The organism is Shewanella sp. SP1S1-7, from assembly GCF_031932105.1.
Lineage (GTDB): Bacteria > Pseudomonadota > Gammaproteobacteria > Enterobacterales > Shewanellaceae > Shewanella > Shewanella baltica.
The window spans coordinates 15,394-36,687 of record NZ_JAUOEU010000023.1; the positions used below are offsets into that span (position 1 = coordinate 15,394).

A 21,294-nucleotide genomic window follows, 5' to 3' on the forward strand; every position below is an offset into this window, starting at 1 on the left:
GCTGTTATTATTATGCGTAAAATGTTAATTTTATCTGGTTTATTCTTTAACAAGAAAGGAAATCAGTCATTTCTAAATAGTGTAAAGGGATACAATAAAGAATACGATGTTACTTTAATCACTGCAGCTACAATGAATAGTGATGTTTATATCTCAAAGGAAAGGGCTAATGAATTTATCCCTAACTTAAAGATTGTTTCAGTCATTAATCCTAAAGTTATTGACCTTGGTAAAAAAATCATCGGTTTTCTAAGGAATAACCGAAAAAATAGCACCTCTGAAGTTAATAGTAACCCAACGCCTAAAGTTGATGGAATTATAAATTTACCTTCAACTAAATCAAGTTACATTTCATTTTATTTTCGTTCTTGTTTGATTCTTGTCTATTCATTCTTTTATTATTTAAAAAACAAACCAGATATTGTGTGCTGCTATGAGATTAATGCAGTTAGGGCTTCTTTCTTATTAAAAAAAGTATTTGGTGCTAAAGTTTTCATCAAGTTACAAGGTACAGCCCTAGGTGCTAGTCTAGATAAGCTTGAAGATGAAGCTGTCAAAAAAACATTTGCAATTGATATTTTAGAATTAAAGAAAGGCAATGTATTTGATGGAGCCATCATGACTAATGATGGCACGCTCGGTGATAAGGTGCTTCAATACTATGGTTATATCTCTGATAAGATACTCTTTATAAATAATGGTATAGAGCCGAGATTTACATTTCCTAAAGTAACAAGTGAAGTAATAGAGAAGAGAAAATCAGAGAATCTAAAAGATCGTATTAACTTTGTCGTAGTCAGTAGGTTAACTAGTTGGAAGAGGATAGATCTGGTATTAGATTGCGTCGCTAAGATGAAAGAAGTTGACTCTAGAGATATAAGTCTAACGTTAATTGGAGTTGGTAGTGAAAGTGAGTATCAATATTATCATTCATTGATAAAAAAGCTCGGTATTGAGGATAGTGTTCAGTTTATTCATGGAGCTCCTACAGAAGACGTAGTTGACTACATTCTAAAATCTGACTTTTTATTGTCACTCAATAAATATACAAATGTTAGTAACCCTGTTTTTGAATCGCTGTACTTATCTACACCTGTAATTACCATTGAACAACCTGATCTCGTATCTGTTATTGGTCCAGGTGAGAGTGGTTGTATATTCTTGCCAAATAGTACTAATGAAGAAATTTTGGAAGCTTTTGTTAATGAAATATCTAAGATGAACTACCCGCAGTACACAACTTTACTGAATTACTATGAGAGTTATATTGAGCATTTCCCTACGTGGGAGAAAAGGTCAAATTTCGAACTTGAGTTTTTAAATGATAAGGTGTTATCTTGACGTCGCGTTCATTGTTTTCAAAAATTGCCTCGTTATTATATGCTTTTTTTATTCTGATATTTTCACTCCATTTTTATAATATATATGTAGGTCAAGACCTATATGTATACAATAAATTTTATAATGAAATACCAAGTGATCTACTCCAAGCATATGTATTCTATAATATTAATTTGGGCTCTAAGGAACCTATATATTTCTTGTTTGTTTATGTTTTTTCTTCGATAATAGATAAGGTTATATTGTTTTCGATATGCAATGCTTTTCTTGCATACTTTTTATGTAGTTTACTCCTTAATAGGTTGCGGGTAGGTTTTTTTTCTACAGTTATCCTACTTTCAAATTATTACCTTTGGGTTCTTTATTTCCCAGCCGAAAGATTGAAGTTTGCATTTTTAATATTTATCCTTCTAATGGTTTTTAATAAAAGGTTTGTTTTTTTAAAATCAGGTCTTACTGTTGCTTCTCATATACAAGGTTTTTTGCTTTTATATCAGTTTTATTTAATTAAGTATCGTAATGATATAATAAATGTGCTTTCTTTCCGGTCATTTAAGTCATTTGTTAGATTTATTTTTGTTGTGTTGATTTTTCTTGGGTTGTTATTTCTAATGAGAGATCAGCTTATAACCAAAATTCAGGCATATGCGACTAAAGAAAGCGGTTTGGATGGGGGGGTAAAAGTATTGATATTTATGATAATATCATTGGTTTCTTCCTATAAGAAATTTGATATTACGTATGTGGTGCTTTCATTTCTTCCGCTTTTATTCTTGTCCTTATTCCTTGGTGGTGACAGAATCGTAATGTTCGCTGTTATTCAGTATTTTTACATTACACTTTACTGTCATCGAAATGGTGATTATATGTTTTATATTGTTTCATTCTATTTCTTATATAAAACGTATGACTTCTTCTCTAGAGCTTATTTGTACGGTTATTCCTTTTAAAGATTATGATCATATTTACTCCTCATTTTTTACCAGGTTACAAAGCAGGAGGCGTTTTGCGCTCTGTTGTAAACTTGGTCAATCATTTACATAATAAGCATGACATAAAAGTTGTTACTTCTGATAGAGATTTAGGAGATGATACCCCTTATAGTGAAAGCGATAAAGAGCGACAGTTTATTAAAAATTGTTCCGTAGAATATGTTAATAGTTACTCTTGTATTTTAAGAGCTTTATTTTCAATTCTAGATGCTAATAAAGTGAGGGCTAGTAAAGAGTGCCTTTTATTAAATGGAATTTTCAATCTTAAATTCAGTTTAATTCCACTATTCTTTTCATTGATCTTATTAAAAAAACAAGTTGATATTTACTTGTTCCCTCGTGGCGAGCTAGGTGAGGGTGCGATTAAAAATAAATCTTTTTTGAAAAAAGCTTATTTACAGTTTTTATCCATTACTGGTGTTTTGGATAAGATACAGATTGTGTTTACAGATGAAAAAGAGGTGTCTGAACTTAAGATGGCTCTTTCTAATGCTAAGTTTAAATACCAAATAGTTCCTGATTTGCCTAATTTTTCTCATAGCCCTATTAAAGTAGGTTTAAACTTATTTAAAAGTGGTAGTTTAATTAAATTCGTCTTTGTTGGGAGGGTTTCAAAGATTAAGAATATACATTTTATGATTGAGTTGTTTAAGTCTATTAAGACTCATGATGTTACTCTTGATATATACGGCGAAGTTGAGGATGAAAACTATTATCATGAGTGTTTAGACTTGGTAAAGTCTTCACCAGATAATGTTACAGTTAATTTCTTAGGGCCAATTGAATATAAATATATTCCTGAAAAAATATCATCAGGCCACTTTCTTGTTTTGTTGAGCTTGTCTGAAAATTTTTCTCATGTAATTGCCGAAAGTTTGTTCTTGGGTGTTCCTGTATTAATTAGTGATAAGACACCTTGGACCGACCTTGTTCGAGATAACGATCTTGGTCATGTTGTAGAATTAGATGATAAAACTACAGATATTAACAAAATAATTGTTGGATTAATTGATGGTATGGAGAAGACTGAACGTGGGGTTCTATCTTCACGAGCTAAAAAATGTGTAAATACGCATTTTAAATTTATTGAAAAAGTTGATGGTGTATTTAATGAGTATTCAAAGTGAATTTGCTATTTTTTATAATAAAACTTTACTAATTACAGGTGGTACTGGCTCATTTGGCAACGCAGTACTTGATCGTTTTTTAGAAACGGACATCAAAGAAGTTCGAATTTTTTCTCGTGATGAGAAAAAACAAGACGATATGCGAAAAAAGTATAACTCACCAAAGCTTAAGTTTTATATCGGCGATGTTAGAGACTATAATTCTATCTTATCTGCTACACGGGGAGTAGATTTTGTTTATCATGCAGCAGCCTTGAAACAAGTGCCATCTTGCGAGTTTCACCCTATGGAAGCTGTGAAGACCAACGTATTGGGCACTGAAAATGTACTTGAAGCGGCGATTCAGAATGAAGTAAAACGGATTGTGTGTTTAAGTACCGATAAAGCGGTTTATCCAATTAATGCCATGGGTATTTCTAAGGCTATGATGGAAAAGGTGATAGTGGCTAAATCGCGTAACGTTGATCCTGCAAAAACAGTGATCAGTGCAACGCGTTACGGTAACGTCATGGCATCACGTGGTTCTGTTATTCCGTTGTTCTTACGTCAAATCATTAATGATCAAGCTATCACAGTCACGGATCCTAATATGACTCGCTTTATGATGACGTTGAATGATGCCGTTGATCTCGTTTTACATGCCTTCGAACATGGTTCGAATGGTGATATTTTTGTGCAAAAAGCCCCCGCTGCTACCATTGATGTTCTTGTAAAAGCATTGCTAAAAATCACTGATAAACCTAATCACCAAGTTAATATCATTGGTACACGTCATGGTGAGAAGCTCTATGAAGCTTTATGTAGCCGTGAAGAAATGTTTGTCGCTGAAGACCAAGGCGGTTATTACCGAATTCCGTCTGACAATCGCGACCTCAATTACTCTAAGTACAATGAGGAAGGCGAAAAAGATTTGTCTGTTATTGAAGATTACAATTCACACAATACTGAGCGTTTAGATGTGGATGGCATGGTCAAGCTGCTTCATAAGCTGGATTTCATCGCAGATATTGAGGCCGGCAGCCTAGTAGTTCCCGAGGGCGTGTAAATGAAAATTGTTGTCACTGGTGCTAAAGGTTTTATTGGTAAAAACCTCTGTGTCATGCTGCGTGAGCATGGCCATCAAGACATTGTGGAAGTCGATCGTGAAACATCTCGAGAAGAGTTTGCTGAATATCTCAGCGAAGCTGACTTTGTTTATCATTTAGCTGGTATCAATCGCCCAAAAGATGAAACAGAGTTTCAACAAGGGAATGCAGACTTAACATGCTTTATTACTGAGCAACTGAAACAGTTTGATAAACCAGTGCCCTTGGTTATTAGCTCTTCTACGCAAGCCGAACGTGATAACGCTTATGGGCAAAGTAAGCGTTTAGCAGAGCAAGCAGTTGAACAATATGGTATAAATACAGACGCCTCTTATTATATTTACCGATTTCCGAATGTTTTTGGTAAATGGTGTCGTCCAAACTACAATTCTTTCGTGGCCACTTTTTGTTACAACACGCTTAATGATTTAGATATCAGTATTAATGATCCCTCGGCTCCAGTAACTTTGGTTTACATTGACGATGTTTGTCATAGTTTAATTTCGCTTCTCGACGGTTCCTCAGGTAGCGGTTTTAAGCGTGTATTGCCAGAGTATCTAACCACAGTGGGTGAGGTTGCCGATCTATTAGGTGCGTTTAAAGATAGTCGTGATAGTTTGATAACTGAAGATGTGGGTTCTGGTTTGTGTAGAGCACTTTATTCCACTTACCTTAGCTATATGTCACCAGCACAATTTAGTTATGCCATTCCTAGCTATGGTGATGAACGTGGTGTTTTTAGTGAAATGCTAAAAACTAAAGATGCTGGACAATTTTCGTTCTTTACTGCTCACCCAGGTATTACTCGTGGCGGTCATTACCATCATACAAAAAACGAGAAGTTTCTTGTAGTTAAGGGAAAAGCACTATTCAAATTTGAACATATTGCGACTGGTGAGCGTTATGAGTTGCAAACTGAGAGTCGCTCTCCTCGAATAGTAGAAACGGTTCCTGGTTGGTCACATGACATAACTAATATTGGTGATGAAGAAATGATCGTAATGCTGTGGGCTAATGAGATCTTTGATCGTGAGGCTCCCGATACGTTTGCCAAGCCATTATAATTATTCTAGAGAAAGCAAAATGAAAAAATTAAAAGTCATGTCTGTCGTTGGTACGCGCCCTGAAATTATCCGTTTGTCCCGTGTATTAGCAAAATTGGATGAGCACTGTGAACACATTTTGGTTCATACGGGGCAAAACTACGATTTTGAGCTCAATCAAGTGTTTTTTGACGATTTAGGCGTACGAAAACCGGATTATTTCTTGAATGCGGCAGGTAAGAATGCTGCGGAAACCATCGGGCAAGTGATAATTAAAGTTGATCAAGTTCTCGAAGAGGTGCAACCAGAAGCGATGCTTGTGCTTGGTGATACTAACTCTTGTCTCTCTGCTATTCCTGCAAAACGTCGTAAGGTGCCGATTTTCCATATGGAAGCAGGTAATCGATGCTTTGACCAACGTGTACCTGAAGAGACCAATCGTCGTATTGTCGACCACACGTCCGATATTAATCTTACGTACAGCACTATTGCCCGTGACTATTTGTTAGCTGAAGGTTTACCTGCAGATCGTGTCATTAAAACTGGTAGTCCTATGTTTGAGGTGTTAAATCACTATATGCCTCAAATAGATGGATCTGATGTTCTTGCTCGTTTAGGTTTACAGAAAGGTCAATTCTTTGTTGTTAGCGCGCATCGTGAAGAGAACGTCGATTCTCCTAAACAACTAATTAAGTTAGCAGAAACGTTAAATAGGGTTGCAGAGTATTATAATCTGCCTGTCATTGTCTCAACTCACCCACGTACTCGTAATCGAATTGAGGCACAAGGGTTAGAGTTTCACCCAAACATCCAATTATTGAAACCACTTGGTTTCCATGATTACAATCACCTGCAAAAAAATGCAAAAGCCGTGCTTTCTGATAGCGGCACTATTAACGAAGAATCTTCAATCATGAATTTCCCTGCGTTAAATTTACGCGAGGCGCACGAACGACCAGAGGGTATGGAAGAAGCATCGGTTATGATGGTCGGTCTTGCGGTTGAGCGTGTTATGCAAGCTTTGAATATTTTAGAGTTTCAACCTAGTGGTGATGAAAGATTGCTAAGAAGAGTTCAAGATTACAGCATGCCAAATGTTTCAGACAAAGTTGTGCGAATAATTCATTCTTATACCGATTATATTAACCGTGTTGTTTGGAAGATTTATTAATGCGGATTCTGTTTATCAGCCAGTTGTTTGACCCTGAGTACTCAATTAAAGGTTTGGAACTGATGAAACATTGGGTTAATCAGGGGCATGAAGTTGAAGTATTAACAACTTTCCCCAATTACCCGACTGGCAGAGTATTTGACGGTTATAGTGTTAGGTTTAAAAGTACTGAACTGTCCGGTGGCGTTAAGATTACTCGTCTTTGGTCGCACATTTCTCACTCAAAATCAAAACTTTCCAGAGCGACAAGTTACTTAAGCTTTACCTTTATGGCGTTATTCGCTGCTTTGCTTGGTAAAAAAGCAGATCTAGTTTATACCTATCACCCACAGTCTACGACAGGTTTAATTGGTATTGCGATGCGGGTAATACGTGGGACACCTTATATTACTGATGTGCAAGACTTATGGCCTGATGCATTGATTGCAACAGGGATGAATAAGAAAAGCTTTATTGTAAAATTAATTGGTAAGTGGTGCGATGTTATTTACCGGAGTGCATCGCAGGTGATTGTTTTATCTCAAGGTTATAAAGCTGCCTTAATAGATAGGGGCGTTAGACCTGATAAGGTGACTGTCGTTTACAACTGGTGCCCTGAAGAGAAGTTAATTGACAAAGTATTAGTGCAACAATGCCAAATTAATCACTTGACGACAAAGCCTGCCCATATATTGTATGCCGGAAATATGGGAGCCGCTCAGTCATTAAAGACATTGATAGATGCTGTTTCTACTTTTAATCGAGATGACGTTCAGTTGACTTTGATTGGTGGTGGCGTTGAAAAGCATGATCTTCAAAAATATATTCTTGAGCTTAACATTGCCAATGTTGATATTAAAGATTATGTACCTCCTAACAAGATTTTTGCAGTACTGTCAGAAGCAGATGTTTTAGTAGTTCATTTACGTGATGCACCATTATTCAAAATAACGATACCGTCTAAAACTCAATCATCCTTAGCGATGGGAAAACCTATATTAATGGCAGTTGGTGGTGAAACTAACGCATTATTAGAGTCTGCAAATGCTGGGGTGACTGCTGAACCAGGCGATGTAAACTCTATCATATTAGCGATCAAAAAGCTGTTATTAAAACGTGAGCAGTGGGGTGATATGGGGAATAATGCGCGTGATTTCTATTTAAAGAATATGTCGATGTCAATTAATTACGCGAAGCTCGATAGTGTGTTAAATATGGCTGTAGAAAAAAAATGATCATAAGAGATGCAACGCAAGAAGATATATCAAAAATAGTGGAAGTTCATATAAATGCCTTCCAAGGTTTTTTCTTGACAACTCTAGGCCGTGGATTTTTAACAAGGCTATATGAAGGTTTTCTATTTAAAAATGATGGGATATTGAGGGTTGCAATTGCTGATGGAGAAGTTATTGGTTTTTCTGCTGGTACTACAACTCCAGAAACTTTTTTTGCTGAGCTTCGGCGTGATAAATGGCTCAGTTTTTTGAGAGCTGCGATACCTGGGCTTATGCTCAATCCTGCTGTAGTTATAAAGAAACTTTATCATGCGCTTTTTTATAAAGGGGATCCTATCGAGTCGCTGGAATCTGCTGCATTGTTAAGCAGTATTGCTGTTGATCCGAGTTGTACTGGAAAATCGATAGGTAAAGTTTTACTAGAAGATTACGAACTCCAAGTTAGCCAAAGAAGTAAGCTTGAATATGTTTACTTAATAACTGATAAGTTTGGCAATGAGAGAGTCGTTAATTTTTATAAGAAGTTACAATATATCCAAGACTCTGAATTCTCCCAGTCAGGCAATAGAGTTATGCTCCGTTTTATTAAGAAAATAATTTAAGAGGCTGTAATGTCTAGAAATTTTTTACCCTTTGCGCTGCCTGAAATAGGTGAAGAAGAAATTAATGAAGTTATTGATTCACTTCGTTCTGGTTGGGTGACTACTGGTCCAAAGGCCAAGCGTTTCGAAGAAGAGTTTACTGATTTTTTGGGGTTAAAAGGGCTTGAATCAATAGCTGTAAACTCTGCTACATCTGGACTTCATCTTGCTCTCGAAGCTGTCGGTGTTGGCACTGGTGATGAAGTAATTGTTCCTACTTATACTTTTACTGCGACTGCAGAAATTGTGCGTTATTTAGGGGCGACACCTATCATGGTTGATGTAGACCCTACGACCTTTAACATGACAAGTAAAAGTTTTGAACAAGCAATCACTGAACGCACAAAAGCTGTTATTCCTGTGCATTTTGCTGGCTTAGCCTGTGATATGGATCCAATTATATCCGTCGCGAAAGAATACGGTATTAAGGTTATTGAGGATGCTGCTCATGCATTACCGACACTCTATAACGGTAAATTGATAGGCACCTTAAGCAGTGATGTTACAGTCTTTAGCTTCTATGCTAATAAAACCATGACAACTGGTGAAGGTGGTATGGTTGTAACTGCAGATCCAGCAATTGCTAAGCGATGCAAGATAATGCGATTACATGGTATTAGTCGTGATGCATTCGATCGCTATACTTCAACGAAGCCAGCATGGTCTTACGAAATTGTTGCGCCTGGTTATAAGTATAATATGCCGGATATTGCAGCGTCTATTGGCATTCATCAACTTAAGAAATTGCCAGCTTTTCAAATTAAGCGTCAAGAAATGGCTGATTTCTATAATGATGCACTTAAAGATTTACCAATTGAATTGCCGGCGTTGCCTTCTGAAAGATGTTCACATGCATGGCATTTATATCCCATTAGATTGAAAGCTGAAGCGAATATTTCACGGGATCTTTTTATTGAAAAAATGTCTGAGAATGGAATAGGCTGTTCAGTACATTTTATACCCTTACATTTACATCCGTATTGGCGTGATACTTATAACTTAACTCCTGAAATGTTCCCTGTAGCACAAGGTATTTTTGAATCTGAGGTTAGTTTACCATTGTACACAAAGATGACTGATGACGATCTAGTACGCGTTGTTTCTGCTGTTAAATTGGTGCTTTCAAATGGCTAAAAGATTGTTTGACGTTGTATGTGCATCACTTGGGATATTTGTACTTATCCCGTTATTTTTGATTATTGCAGTATGGATAAAACTGGACTCTAATGGACCCGTTTTTTTTCGTCAAGTTAGAGTTGGCCTAAATGGCGTCCCGTTCCGTATTCATAAGTTTCGTACTATGGGGCTAAATTCAGAGTCTGTCGGGCGATTAACCGTCGGTAGCGATCCAAGAGTGACCCGCTCGGGTCAATTTTTACGTAAGTCTAAAATAGATGAATTGCCACAACTTATTGATGTCTTTGTGGGGAATATGAGTTTGGTAGGCCCTAGACCGGAAGTACAAGAGTTTATTGACTGTTACCCAAGTGAGCTTAAACGTGAAGTTCTATCGGTGAGGCCTGGAATTACAGATCTTGCTTCAATCGAAATGGTTGATGAAAATGAAATTTTAGCGAAATATAGTGATTCTAGAAAGGCTTACATTGAACAAATTCTTCCTATTAAACAACAGTATTATGTTAATTATGTGAGAAATAATAGCGTATTAAAAGACATCAAGATTATCTTCAAAACAATTTTCAAAATTGTTCATCGGAAGTGAGTGCAAGCGCTCAAACTCAATTTGAGTTGATGCAAGCTAGAAGTTATAGTAATTTTGCATGTTTTTGGAGATTAAAGTAGGCCTATATGGCCTCTTTATTCTGAAACTAACGCTAGATATTTACCGTTTCCTCGCTCCTTTATCTGATTTGGATAACTGCCTCAGGGGGATTTTATTTAGGCAAGTGAAACATGAGTATTCAAAGACATTTTCCCCCGCAGATGATCTCAGTTGATGAAAGAGCCTACTTACTAGTCTTGTAGATTGCAGAGTTCTCGCAGCAGTATCGAATTGCATTGGGCGCATGAGGTTAATGCTATCGCAGGATTGTTTGATTTTGCTTGGTCTAATCGCGTGTTTTACTCTGCCGGTGGGCAACGGTGCTTCTAGATAGCTATGTTTTATCCCACTTGTTAACACTAAGTTTGAATTTTTTTAAAGTTAATGCCGTGAAATGTTGTATCCCTTCTAGATTACGTGCTGTTTTGCATTTTAAATCCATACTGGGTGCTATAATGGGGTCCTGATATATCGGGTAGTGTCGAGTCAACGACATTGTAGTTGGTTAAATTATGAATAACATGTCATTGGAGCAAAAGATGGAATTTTTGCAGTTTTTATTTTCGTTAAAACGGTCGCAAAAGCGTGTTGTCAGTGTAGCAATTGACTCTGTTTTTCTGCTGTTTGCCTTTTGGTTTGCCTTGGTGGTTCGTGTTGATCACTTGGCAGTACTAGTCAATATCCAATACTGGGGGCTTATTGCTTTAACAATTCCAGTGAGTATTGCGGCGTTTATATGGTTAGGGTTGTATCGCGCTGTACTTCGTTATATTGGCTCGCAAGCGTTTACTGCAATTGTTGCGGGTGTTGGTATTTCAACTGTAGCTCTTGTTTTACTTGCCTATTATGGCGGTGTTGATTTACCTCGTACAGTTCCCTTTATTTATGCTGCTTTTGCGTTAGTGTTTGTTGGCGGGGCGCGCTCGCTTATGCGGTCTTTAGTTGGGGCGGGAATGAATCGTCGCGGTGAGCCCGTGGTGATTTATGGTGCAGGCGTTAGCGGCCGCCAAACGGCAATTGCCCTTGCGCAAAGCCATGAGTATCATCCTATTGCCTTTGTTGATGATGATGAAACCTTACAAGGTACTGCTATACAAGGCTTGCATGTACATGCACCGCAGGAACTACGTAAGTTAATTAAGCAAAAAGCCACTGCACGTGTTTTGCTAGCTATGCCTAGTGCTTCGCGTTCACGTAGACAAGAGATTATCAATCTGCTTGAACCACTTACGGTAAAAGTGATGACCTTACCCGCTATGGCAGATCTTGTTAGTGGGGATAAGTTATTTAGTGACGTAAAAGAAGTTGAGATTGAAGATTTGCTGGGGCGTGATTCGGTAACTCCGAGGCAAAATCTGTTGACTGCCAATATTAAAAATAAAGTGGTGATGGTGACTGGAGCAGGGGGGTCAATTGGCTCTGAATTATGCCGGCAGATTTTAAAGCAGTCACCTAAAAAGCTAGTGCTATTTGAGTTATCAGAATTTGCACTTTACTCAATTGAAAGAGAACTTATCGCTACAGCCCAAGAACTTAATTTAAATGTAGAAATTCTACCTATTATGGGGTCTGTACAGCGTGAAAATCGTGTACAAGCGGTAATGCAAGCCTTTAATGTGCAAACTGTTTATCACGCTGCGGCATACAAACATGTGCCTTTAGTTGAGCACAATGTGGTTGAAGGTGTCCGCAATAACGTTTTTGGAACCTTGTATACTGCTAGAGCTGCAATTGCCGCAAAAGTTGAAACCTTTGTGTTGGTATCTACCGATAAAGCCGTGCGGCCCACAAATGTGATGGGTACCACTAAACGTATGGCTGAACTGGCTTTGCAAGCATTATCCAAAGAAGAACACCAAACGCGTTTTTGTATGGTGCGTTTTGGTAATGTACTGGGTTCTTCTGGCTCTGTTGTACCATTATTTCGCAAACAGATTGCCAATGGCGGTCCGGTTACTGTTACTCACCCAGACATCACCCGTTTTTTTATGACTATTCCAGAAGCATCCCAACTGGTTATTCAAGCGGGGGCTATGGGTAAAGGTGGTGATGTATTTGTGCTGGATATGGGCAAGTCTGTCAAAATTGTCGATTTAGCTGAAAAAATGATTCGTCTCAGTGGTTTTGATGTGAAAGATGAAGTTCATCCAAATGGTGACATAGCAATCGAGTTTAGTGGTCTGCGCCCTGGTGAAAAACTCTACGAAGAATTACTTATTGGTGATGATGTAACAGGGACAGATCATGAGCGTATTATGACTGCTAATGAGATATTCCTGCCTTGGGTCCAATTAGAGCAAATTCTTAATCGCTTGGATAAAGCTTGTCATGAGTTTAACCACGAGGCAATTCGTGAGATTTTGCTCACTGCACCTACGGGGTTTGCACCAACAGATGGTATTTGTGATCTAGTGTGGCAGCAAAAGAAATCATCAAAAATTACTGATGTTAAAGCTAAAGTAGTCACTTTGGTTTCTTAGTTTAAGTTTTTTAAAAAGCCAAATCAGTTCTGATTTGGCTTTTTTCGTTTATTGCTATTTTTAAGGATGAAGTATGTCTAGGAAGTATTTTGGAACTGACGGTGTGCGTGGCAAAGTTGGTACTTTCCCTATTACCCCGGATTTCGCGATGAAGTTAGGTTGGGCTGCTGGCACTGTGCTTGCGTCCACGGGCACTAAAGAAGTGCTTATTGGTAAAGATACCCGTAGTAGTGGTTATATGCTTGAGTCGGCTATGGAAGCGGGGTTTTCTGCTGCGGGCGTGAATGTTGCGCTCATTGGCCCTATGCCGACACCCGCGGTGGCTTATTTAGCCTCTACATTTCGTGCTGACGCAGGGGTAGTGATCAGCGCATCGCACAATCCATTTTATGATAATGGCATTAAGTTCTTTTCTAATTCCGGCACTAAGTTAAATGATACCCAAGAACTTGAAATCGAAGCCTTGTTAGAAAAGGCGCTTAACCAGAATGCTATGCAGTGTGTTGCCTCGGAAAAGCTGGGTAAAGTGCGCCGTATCGATGATGCTGCTGGTCGTTATATTGAGTTCTGCAAAGGCACTTTTCCAAATCATTTGTCTCTAGCGGGATTGAAGATTGTTGTCGATAGTGCCCATGGTGCTGCATACCATATCGCGCCTAATGTTTTCCGTGAACTTGGTGCTGAAGTGATTAGCATCAATGATAAGCCTAACGGCGTGAATATTAATGATCACTGCGGCGCGACACATTTAGATAGTTTGCAAACTGCGGTTATGGTGCATGAAGCTGATTTAGGGATTGCGCTCGATGGTGATGCTGACCGTGTTATGTTTGTCGATCATAATGGCCATGTGGTTGATGGTGATGAGATTTTATTTATTCTTGCCCAGGCAGCCCACAGCAAAGGGGAAATGACAGGTGGCGTGGTTGGTACCTTAATGTCAAATCTTGGCTTAGAGCTTGCGCTTAAGCAGATGGAAATTCCTTTTGTTCGTGCCAAAGTAGGCGACCGCTACGTAGTTGAACAGCTTAAAGCGACTGGCTGGCAATTGGGCGGTGAGGGTTCAGGACATATATTGAGTTTGCAGCATGCTTCAACGGGTGATGGTATTGTTGCATCCTTACAGGTACTTAAAGCCATTTTAGAGTCAGGTAAACGTTTAGCCGAACTTAAAGCGGGGATGACTAAATTGCCGCAGGTACTTATTAATGTGCGTTTAACCTCTGGCAGTGCCGACAGCATTTTGGCTTTAGAGAGTGTTAAGCAGGCCGTGATTACTGCAGAGGAAGTATTAGGTAACCAAGGTCGAGTGTTGTTGCGCAAATCCGGAACAGAGCCCTTAATCCGAGTGATGGTGGAGTCAACCGATAATCTGATGACACAGACTCAAGCCGAGTTTATCGCAGATGCAGTAAGAGCGGCATAAAGCGGGCGCTTCGCGCGAGAATCTAGGGCGTTGCTCGATAACTGCTCCTGCTTTATTCTACCTCCTGCATCCATGCAGTCGTACGCAACTGCTAGGACGCAGCAAAAAGCGCTGCTGCTAGGAGGCCTTCGGCCCTAGGACGCTCGCAAACTCGCTCTAGCTTCTACGAACGCCGCTTTGCGACAACCGCAGGGTGAAACAAGATGAAACCCATATCCTACGGATATTCCACACGCGATTACGCTTGCCTAGTCAGTGTTAATAGTTTGATTTAATTAAAAAAAGCCCTATGAGCTCCTCAGGGCTTGTTTAAGCGGCTTTAGGCTAGAGTGATTCAATAACGCATTCTTGGACAAAATTTTATCACTTCAATAAATTGCTCAAAATCCTCAAGATGATGCTGTACAACATGCACAACGATATCGAGGTTGAGTTCTTGGTAGTCATGTATTGCGATGTTTCTTAGGCTAACCATCTTTTTTTAAATTGTCTGCAAGCTGCTGATTAATAATTTCATTTTGTGAAAGTAATGTAAAGCTATCACGGCTACTTTGGGGGATACCCAGTTGTTGTTGGCGGTTAATATGGTTTGCTATGTCGATACTGGCTTCGCAGCAGCGTTGTAAATTGAGGATAAATTTTCTTGCTTCAATTCTCGCTAAACCAAGTACTGTTCTTTTTTGAGTATCGGGATAACGATTTCTTGTGAAAGGCGGTTCCTAGCACATTTTTAAGAACGTGCAATTTCGTTCAGCGGTGATTTAACGCTGTTTAAATGTTTTTTTGTATTTTTGTGATGCATTTCCGCCCAATTTGCGTCATTGCGCTATGCTTCAGTGATATCGCAGCCCCTGAGTAAGGAGCAATAATGCAATACCCAGCGTGGAAACATCGCGCGTTAGCGGCGCTCGAACGGCAAGAGCAAATTGAGCAAAATAGTGGCTATGACGTTCGAGAGTCACTGATTGCCGTGTCGACCATACAGCAATGGGTTATCGAAAATAGCTGCGAAGAGCAAGCCGAGTTTTTAACGCAATTGGATGCCTATTTTCATCGTGTGCGGCAGAATTGGCCGTTTCCGGGTGAATACAATGGCGGAACCGCCACCTTGGGCAGTTGCCGCAGTGCGATTGAGCTAGCTGTGCTTAATCAAAACTTAGCGCCTCATCGCACAGTGGAACCCTATCGCCAAATTCAACCGCAGGTTATGCGGGTGGCGTCATCGCCCATTCGCCGCTGGTTTAAACAATACTATCCACATTGGTTTATGCGCTGGGGACGACCATGCCTTAAAGTTGAGATAAAATCTTTCGCGATTGGATTGTTAATATCGTCGGTAATCTTTTTGCTAATCTATGCCGGCATGTATAACAGTTAGTGGGAGGTAAAAAGAAGATGGCCGCGTGTGACCTTTTCCCGGAATAAATGCCAATGTGGCCAGTTTTTAACAGATTGCCTGTTTTAAAGTGCGCCTATTTAAATTTTTTACTGATGTTGGAAATTGACTTTACAATATAAAAACATGGCGGTGTCAGGCATTTAGGTTGATGAGACATCGCTACCTTAAACGTATGTATTAATACGAAAAGCCATTATCATTTGTTGATACCTGACTTCAAACACCTTACGCTAGGCGTTACTAAAGGTTCTGCATACAAAAATGCCAAAGAAGCAGCTACAGCCAATGGTAATATTAACAATAAAGTATCCCTCGAATCTTGTGACTTTTCATAACTAGACGTTGATCCTCAAGTACAAGCTCACAAAGCATGGGAATGCACAGTATCATGGAAAGCGAACAAAAGAGGCGAAAATTTAACCAGTTAAAGTACTAGATACCTCGGTTGCTATGAACAAAAATACCTAGCCTGCAAAAGGGCTAGATAAATCCTACAGTACAACTTCAGTACAAAGGGAACCATGCCAAAATTTCAGTTAAATTTTTTTATAAGCAGCTGTATCTTCAAAGTTTTGTTGCCAATAACATTAGCCTTAATAGGTTGTAGCAATGTCACGCCCAGCCAAAAAACATCAACGCTTTTTGATTTGAGCCAAATCCAAGATAGGCAAGCATTAGGCGAGTTTCTGAATCTGGCATGTGAATCGGGCTGGCCGGATGTAAACCTTGTGATGATGCTCACCCCACCGCACGAGCTTCTGAGTGAAGAGATGATTCCTTGTAGCGATAATAATAACAACAACAAATCCTCTCAACCTTATAGCTATTTGAGCCCTCAAGATGAAGCTTGGTTGTTCGAAGCACACAGAATAATCCAGAAAGATTACTTTAACTACATGAGCCAGTGGCTGCGGCCTGAGCAGCCGCAAGAAATGAGTTTTTTACACCGCGCATTTGCCACACGACCCTATCTGACTGCTCGGATGATGGCGTCGGCGCGTGGCCCCCATATTGGTGATGCTTGGCGCCTGTTAGCCACGCATATGGATCGCATTTTATTGGTATCTAATCACGATGAAGATCGCCGTCTACTGGCGTATGCTATGGCGCGGGACAGCCGCGAACATGCAGCACTGGATATTATTGCCGAACAACTGCAAAAAGGTGATGCGTTAGCTCTTCAGGTATTGCCTTATGTGGCACTGGATATGCCTGAACCAATAGATGACGAAATGGCTGATATGTCAGAACCTGAGCTAGGCTATCGCGTGGTTCCTATGTTGGAATCCTATATTATTCAACAAAACTACCCTACATCATTCTGCCATTGGGCAGCACAATTAAAACAAGGGCCACTGAAGTATTACGCAAATATGGTCGTAAATAATTTTGATGAAAACTTGGCTTGCTCGAAAGAGCCCGACTAACAGGGTTCAGAGTGGTTTTTCTCATTTGCGGATGACAATGACACGTTCATGTCATTTTGATAATAGAGGTCAAGGTCTATTTCAAACTACACTGACACCCATTGTTGCCGTTTTAAAAACACAGTGTAACTCATTGCCTTGCCATCAATAGTTGTAACATTGTCTCTTTATTGGCTCGCTCATAAGATGAAACTTTTTTCTGCTCAATGGGGGTGACGTTATCGTAGCTCTTATCGCAGACTGACCGTCTGGTTAACTTATCCCAATACACGGACACGATCAGATATTTGACCTCGGTATTGTCTGGGTGAGGTATGTATGTACCAAGCTTTGAGTTAATTATGCTTTTCATATAATCTAATTAATAAGGTATAATCACGAAAGCTTGGACGATTTGTTCCCAAAGCCTTGTTGTTATCTTTATCTACATAATTCAAACTATTATATATACCTGAAAATCCATAAAGTGTACCGAGAAGGTACATTTGATTATAAGGATTAGAAACATCTTCTTCAGTCAAATCCATTTTTGCGATAAGCGCGCCACCACTGGCTCCACTATAAGTTACAGTTTTTGGAACAATACTGTCTCCTCTTGTTAAGTCTTCCACTTCTACTCTTTTGACATCAATAGAGTCATCGTAGGTAAGAACTTTTCCACCTTCACCTCTATAAGAGTCTGCGTTAAAGCCAGCAGAGATAATTTGAGTTGGATATTGTGTAAGAATCAATTCCTTTGGAGAAAATTCCATTTCTGTTTCTAAAAGTAGTGGCTTAATTTTTGAAAAAGGAATTATAGAATCAATTTCAAGCAGCATTAGATCTGTTTTAAAATCGAAATCTAGAATTTTTACATTTTTTGTTATTGTCTGACCTCTGACAGTTGTTGCCCACGTTATAATTGCAATATCTTTTTTCTTTGGTTTATCTATTTTTTCCTTAATATTGGCGTATTCGTTTATACAGTGTGCGGCTGAGCCAAGTTTATTTGAAGAAGCTCCAGGAGTTCCAGATACCAGGGATGCAGAACAATGAGATACATGCCCTTTTTTTGTCTTAATAGTAAGTCTTCCTACAGCATCTAGGTATGAAGGCGAAGAAGCAGTTTTGACTTTTCTTTTATCAAATTTTTTGAACTCATTAAAGTCAGTTGTATAGGCCTCAGCCTCTTCATCTGACATAGCATCATCAACTTGATATACCAATCGGATATTATGATCAATCGAATCATGGAGTGAAACTGCAGGGGTTGCACAGTCATAGACTTTGGCGAATGTAAAAGAATTAGGTAGTATTAAAAAAATGACCAACAAATATAACTTTGATTTTTTCAAAATATCTCAACCTATGCTGGTTTCGTACTGAGGAATCCCCTGATGATTTACAAATAAATCATTAAATTAGGGTGGAAGCGCATCTTGTTGCATGATCAAATGGTTTCGCCAAAAACTACACTTGGACAACAAGATGCGCGAAGCCAATATCCTACAACATTCTTTACACCAATTCTGCCCAGAACTTCACCTATAACGATTAAACAGCTTGATGCTGGCCTCTAAGGCACGTCTTGAAAGCAAGACGCTGACCTTGACTGAGTTAGGTCGAAACTTACCAACCACTGCCCGAACCGAACCGATGTTTTTCAAGATAGTTGTCACTCTTTGTTTTAATAGGTTATGTGATTGATAATACCCAGGCTGCCAACAACTCTTTCTCCGTGATTTAATAATCCGGCCGTCTGAGAACTTCCAACCCCAAGCGAATCGTTGAGAGTACCGTACGATGCCCAATGGTATTGGCCTGAAAATGCCTATCCCAGCCCTGTTGCTGTGCATGCAACCCAACTAGCCACAACAGCGCATAGTAATACTGTGCACAGGTTTGATTTGCAGGAAGGGAACGGAACGTGTCAACCTCACTTGAGCCAGTTCGGTAATCATTAAGTTACTTTTCGATCGCCGCTGCAGGGGCGGGAAGTTGACCCTTTATCCACAGTGGTTTGATCTGCATCCTCGAGTATCGGATTAATGTAGACCTCAGCTAGCGGCATCGAGGAGCGTTCCGTCAACCGTCAACCGTCAACCGTCAACAGCGTCTTTGCTTTTCCTCCTATTTTAATTGTGTGGCTATTTTTGCGTTTTGCAGGTGTCATTAATTGCGAGGTTTCTTAATTATTGAGTGTTACAGGTTGCATTAATTGGCTATTCTGTCTATTTTTGAGTGCTATAGCGTTCATTAATTGTCGTCTGCTTTTAGGGGTTAGGTAATGCAAATTTTAACGGTGCAGATGAACATTGCCGGAGAATGGCGTGATGTTGCTATGGTGGGGTTTTATGCGCCAGAGAAGGGCACTGGCGGGCCATGTGTATTAAATTATGAGATCGAACATGTCACGTCTTACTTCCATCAATTTGCGCAAACTGCAGTGAGTGTATCGTTACCCGTTGATAATATCCCGTTGCGAAGCCCTCACTGGCATCGTGTTTTAGAAGATATTATGCCGGCAGGCTCCAGCCGGGATTATTGGGTTAAGCGGCTTGGATTGCAGGATATGCCTAATTTGGAACGGGATTTCCAATTGTTGAAATATGGAACTATCGCGCCAATTGGCAACTTACGTATAAAAGAATCGGTGCCTGAAAAGGCTAAAAGATCATTACCTGTTACCTTTAGTATCGCTGATGTCAGTGAGTTGCAGATTGATTTTATTGAGTATGCACAGTCTCGCGGTGCTGCTGCAGGTGGCGCCTCCGGTGCAGGCGGGGCTGCACCTAAGTTATTAGTGCGATTAAATGCGCATCAAGATGTTTGGATTGATACCTTTCAAGATGATCCACGTAATCTCGATCAGCCTTATTTAGTTAAGTTTCCAAGGGGTAAAACCACTCTGGATAGCGATATTTTGCGAGCAGAGTATCATTTTTATCATGAGCTTACACAATTGGGCTTTGAGACTATTTCCGTTGAGTCGATGAAGCTTATTGAAGCTGAGCGTGGCCCTTCTTTATGGTTGCCACGCTTTGATTACGGTGTTGAGGCGGGAGCAATGGTGAGTTATGGCATGGAGTCGGTTTATGCCATTTTAGGTGAGCCGACAGCAAAGCCTTTGCTGCATGCTGATGTGATTAGACGGCTTTTGGCCGCGTTTAATAAAAAAGAAAACTACGGTAATACCAGGACGTTACTTGACGTTGGGGCTGAGCTTGAAGGCAAGAGTGGCATTGAGGCGTTTGTGGTTGAATGGGTGCGAAGAGATTTATTAAATATTGCCTTTGGAAATTCAGATAATCATGGCCGAAATACCTCTTTCATCAAGTATGGAAACCGCGTCCAGCTGGCACCCATTTATGATTTTGCGCCCATGAAAGCAGATTATGAGATGATCACTCGGACCTTTACCTGGGGCGAGGAGATGGAGTTAGGTGGCGTGTATAACTTTCCTGCAATTGCAGAACATTTATCCGATTTATTGTCGCCTAATGAGTTAATGAGCGCTTTGAATGAAACTGCCGTGCGTTTGCTTGGTTTGGAGCAGCGTTTACGTCAGCGGGGTGTGCCTGAATCGATTCTTGCGCATTCGGGAATTGGTTTTGCCACGTTAGAAGCGAGAATGCAGCAGTGGGGGCTATTATGACGGTTTCATCTAATGTCGCAACGGATTCGGCTGAAATAAAAGGCAGAGGTGGTCGAAAAAAAATTTCGGTTAATCGAAAGCCTTTGACCCTTAAAGATAGGGAAGATTTACTATTAGCCGCTACATTGGATCTCTTTTCGGGGAAAAAGACTCAAGGTCAAGTACTTAAATGGCTGCGAGTTGAGTTGTTATCACTGAGCCAGGATCAATATGCCAAAATGGTTGGCGTTAGCCGTAAAGCCTTGTCTGATATAGAAAGCGATAAAGGTAAAAACGGTGTTGAGTTGATTAATCGAGTTTTTAGCGGAGTCGGGTTTCGTATTGCATTAATGCCAAAGGATAGTGTCGTGCTAAAAATGGCGGTAGAGGCGATTTAGAAGCTAAAATTTAGAACGCCACTACGTGGCGCTATGGTTCATTTGCCAACGTCTTAAGCGACTTTGGTGAGTTTTTACATTTTTGGTAACTTGGGTTTGTAAACATTTCATCAGAAGAAAATATTTATGGCTTCCCGTGCTATGGGCTTTATGC

General features: G+C 39.7%; 16 protein-coding genes and 3 pseudogenes. 16 read left to right on the plus strand and 3 right to left on the minus strand.

From position 1 onward, the window contains the following. The first annotated feature begins 12 nt into the window (after positions 1 to 12). From Q4Q49_RS16270 to glmM, 11 genes are all read left to right on the plus strand, one after another. Positions 13 to 1,341: a glycosyltransferase gene (locus Q4Q49_RS16270; protein ID WP_311999860.1), complete on the plus strand. Its 1,329-nt coding sequence runs from the start codon at positions 13 to 15 to the stop codon at positions 1,339 to 1,341. A 955-nt stretch (positions 1,342 to 2,296) separates the two neighbouring features. Next, complete coding sequence (locus tag Q4Q49_RS16275; protein ID WP_311999861.1) at positions 2,297 to 3,460, plus strand: glycosyltransferase; 1,164 nt, start codon at positions 2,297 to 2,299, stop codon at positions 3,458 to 3,460. Next, positions 3,444 to 4,505 carry a polysaccharide biosynthesis protein gene (locus Q4Q49_RS16280; protein WP_311999862.1) on the plus strand — a complete coding sequence of 354 codons (1,062 nt, stop codon included), beginning with the start codon at positions 3,444 to 3,446 and terminating at the stop codon, positions 4,503 to 4,505. Before Q4Q49_RS16275 ends, Q4Q49_RS16280 begins: the two co-directional genes overlap by 17 nt. Beyond that, positions 4,506 to 5,609 (plus strand): UDP-2-acetamido-2,6-beta-L-arabino-hexul-4-ose reductase, encoded by a 1,104-nt coding sequence (wbjC, locus tag Q4Q49_RS16285; RefSeq protein ID WP_311999863.1) that lies wholly within the window; start codon positions 4,506 to 4,508, stop codon positions 5,607 to 5,609. It abuts the gene before it with no gap. A 19-nt stretch (positions 5,610 to 5,628) separates the two neighbouring features. Next, positions 5,629 to 6,759, plus strand: coding sequence for a non-hydrolyzing UDP-N-acetylglucosamine 2-epimerase (gene wecB / locus Q4Q49_RS16290; protein ID WP_311999864.1), 1,131 nt, complete (start codon positions 5,629 to 5,631; stop codon positions 6,757 to 6,759). Then, positions 6,744 to 7,973, plus strand: coding sequence for a glycosyltransferase family 4 protein (locus Q4Q49_RS16295; RefSeq protein WP_311999865.1), 1,230 nt, complete (start codon positions 6,744 to 6,746; stop codon positions 7,971 to 7,973). Before wecB ends, Q4Q49_RS16295 begins: the two co-directional genes overlap by 16 nt. Then, positions 7,970 to 8,575: a GNAT family N-acetyltransferase gene (locus Q4Q49_RS16300; protein ID WP_311999866.1), complete on the plus strand. Its 606-nt coding sequence runs from the start codon at positions 7,970 to 7,972 to the stop codon at positions 8,573 to 8,575. Before Q4Q49_RS16295 ends, Q4Q49_RS16300 begins: the two co-directional genes overlap by 4 nt. Positions 8,576 to 8,584: 9 nt before the next feature. Continuing rightward, on the plus strand, positions 8,585 to 9,748 hold the full coding sequence (locus Q4Q49_RS16305) for a DegT/DnrJ/EryC1/StrS aminotransferase family protein (protein ID WP_115334240.1): 1,164 nt from the start codon (positions 8,585 to 8,587) through the stop codon (positions 9,746 to 9,748). Then, a complete protein-coding gene (locus Q4Q49_RS16310) occupies positions 9,741 to 10,337 on the plus strand; it encodes a sugar transferase (protein ID WP_115334241.1) in 597 nt (198 codons plus the stop codon). The genes Q4Q49_RS16305 and Q4Q49_RS16310 overlap by 8 nt, the downstream gene beginning before the upstream one ends. A gap of 599 nt (positions 10,338 to 10,936) precedes the next feature. After that, positions 10,937 to 12,877, plus strand: coding sequence for a nucleoside-diphosphate sugar epimerase/dehydratase (locus tag Q4Q49_RS16315; RefSeq protein ID WP_311999867.1), 1,941 nt, complete (start codon positions 10,937 to 10,939; stop codon positions 12,875 to 12,877). A gap of 73 nt (positions 12,878 to 12,950) precedes the next feature. Further along, a complete protein-coding gene (glmM, locus tag Q4Q49_RS16320) occupies positions 12,951 to 14,303 on the plus strand; it encodes a phosphoglucosamine mutase (protein ID WP_311999868.1) in 1,353 nt (450 codons plus the stop codon). A gap of 334 nt (positions 14,304 to 14,637) precedes the next feature. Here the strand turns inward: glmM and hepT are convergent. Then, positions 14,638 to 14,938, minus strand: a pseudogene (gene hepT, locus Q4Q49_RS16325) (type VII toxin-antitoxin system HepT family RNase toxin); the annotation flags it as partial. Between the two features lie 233 nt (positions 14,939 to 15,171). Between hepT and Q4Q49_RS16330 the strand changes: the two are divergent. Beyond that, on the plus strand, positions 15,172 to 15,681 hold the full coding sequence (locus tag Q4Q49_RS16330; RefSeq protein ID WP_311991512.1) for a hypothetical protein: 510 nt from the start codon (positions 15,172 to 15,174) through the stop codon (positions 15,679 to 15,681). 668 nt (positions 15,682 to 16,349) lie between these two features. Next, the gene (locus Q4Q49_RS16335; protein WP_311991513.1) at positions 16,350 to 17,129 is read left to right on the plus strand and encodes a hypothetical protein; all 780 of its coding nucleotides are present in this window, start codon (positions 16,350 to 16,352) and stop codon (positions 17,127 to 17,129) included. A 335-nt stretch (positions 17,130 to 17,464) separates the two neighbouring features. Here the strand turns inward: Q4Q49_RS16335 and Q4Q49_RS16340 are convergent, their stop codons facing one another. Further along, the gene (locus Q4Q49_RS16340) at positions 17,465 to 18,463 is read right to left on the minus strand and encodes a hypothetical protein (RefSeq protein ID WP_311991514.1); all 999 of its coding nucleotides are present in this window, start codon (positions 18,461 to 18,463) and stop codon (positions 17,465 to 17,467) included. A gap of 133 nt (positions 18,464 to 18,596) precedes the next feature. Between Q4Q49_RS16340 and Q4Q49_RS16345 the strand changes: the two are divergent. Beyond that, positions 18,597 to 18,761: pseudogene (locus Q4Q49_RS16345) on the plus strand (IS4 family transposase); the annotation flags it as partial. A gap of 93 nt (positions 18,762 to 18,854) precedes the next feature. Here the strand turns inward: Q4Q49_RS16345 and Q4Q49_RS16350 are convergent. Next, a pseudogene (locus Q4Q49_RS16350) lies at positions 18,855 to 18,980 on the minus strand (IS4 family transposase); the annotation flags it as partial. A gap of 415 nt (positions 18,981 to 19,395) precedes the next feature. Here Q4Q49_RS16350 and Q4Q49_RS16355 point away from each other — a divergent pair. Beyond that, positions 19,396 to 20,763, plus strand: coding sequence for a HipA domain-containing protein (locus Q4Q49_RS16355; protein ID WP_311991515.1), 1,368 nt, complete (start codon positions 19,396 to 19,398; stop codon positions 20,761 to 20,763). Further along, on the plus strand, positions 20,760 to 21,140 hold the full coding sequence (locus Q4Q49_RS16360; RefSeq protein ID WP_311991516.1) for a helix-turn-helix transcriptional regulator: 381 nt from the start codon (positions 20,760 to 20,762) through the stop codon (positions 21,138 to 21,140). Before Q4Q49_RS16355 ends, Q4Q49_RS16360 begins: the two co-directional genes overlap by 4 nt. The last annotated feature ends 154 nt before the right edge of the window (positions 21,141 to 21,294 follow it).

Bases quoted from the DNA above. Each gene is read 5' to 3' on its own strand.
- Q4Q49_RS16275 (WP_311999861.1), top strand. From the start codon at position 2,297: ATGATCATATTTACTCCTCATTTTTTACCAGGTTACAAAGCAGGAGGC.
- Q4Q49_RS16280 (WP_311999862.1), top strand. From the start codon at position 3,444: ATGAGTATTCAAAGTGAATTTGCTATTTTTTATAATAAAACTTTACTA.
- wbjC (WP_311999863.1), top strand. From the start codon at position 4,506: ATGAAAATTGTTGTCACTGGTGCTAAAGGTTTTATTGGTAAAAACCTC.
- Q4Q49_RS16300 (WP_311999866.1), top strand. From the start codon at position 7,970: ATGATCATAAGAGATGCAACGCAAGAAGATATATCAAAAATAGTGGAA.
- Q4Q49_RS16330 (WP_311991512.1), top strand. From the start codon at position 15,172: ATGCAATACCCAGCGTGGAAACATCGCGCGTTAGCGGCGCTCGAACGG.
- Q4Q49_RS16315 (WP_311999867.1), top strand. From the start codon at position 10,937: ATGGAATTTTTGCAGTTTTTATTTTCGTTAAAACGGTCGCAAAAGCGT.
- Q4Q49_RS16310 (WP_115334241.1), top strand. From the start codon at position 9,741: ATGGCTAAAAGATTGTTTGACGTTGTATGTGCATCACTTGGGATATTT.
- glmM (WP_311999868.1), top strand. From the start codon at position 12,951: ATGTCTAGGAAGTATTTTGGAACTGACGGTGTGCGTGGCAAAGTTGGT.
- Q4Q49_RS16355 (WP_311991515.1), top strand. From the start codon at position 19,396: ATGCAAATTTTAACGGTGCAGATGAACATTGCCGGAGAATGGCGTGAT.
- Q4Q49_RS16270 (WP_311999860.1), top strand. From the start codon at position 13: ATGCGTAAAATGTTAATTTTATCTGGTTTATTCTTTAACAAGAAAGGA.
- Q4Q49_RS16305 (WP_115334240.1), top strand. From the start codon at position 8,585: ATGTCTAGAAATTTTTTACCCTTTGCGCTGCCTGAAATAGGTGAAGAA.
- wecB (WP_311999864.1), top strand. From the start codon at position 5,629: ATGAAAAAATTAAAAGTCATGTCTGTCGTTGGTACGCGCCCTGAAATT.
- Q4Q49_RS16360 (WP_311991516.1), top strand. From the start codon at position 20,760: ATGACGGTTTCATCTAATGTCGCAACGGATTCGGCTGAAATAAAAGGC.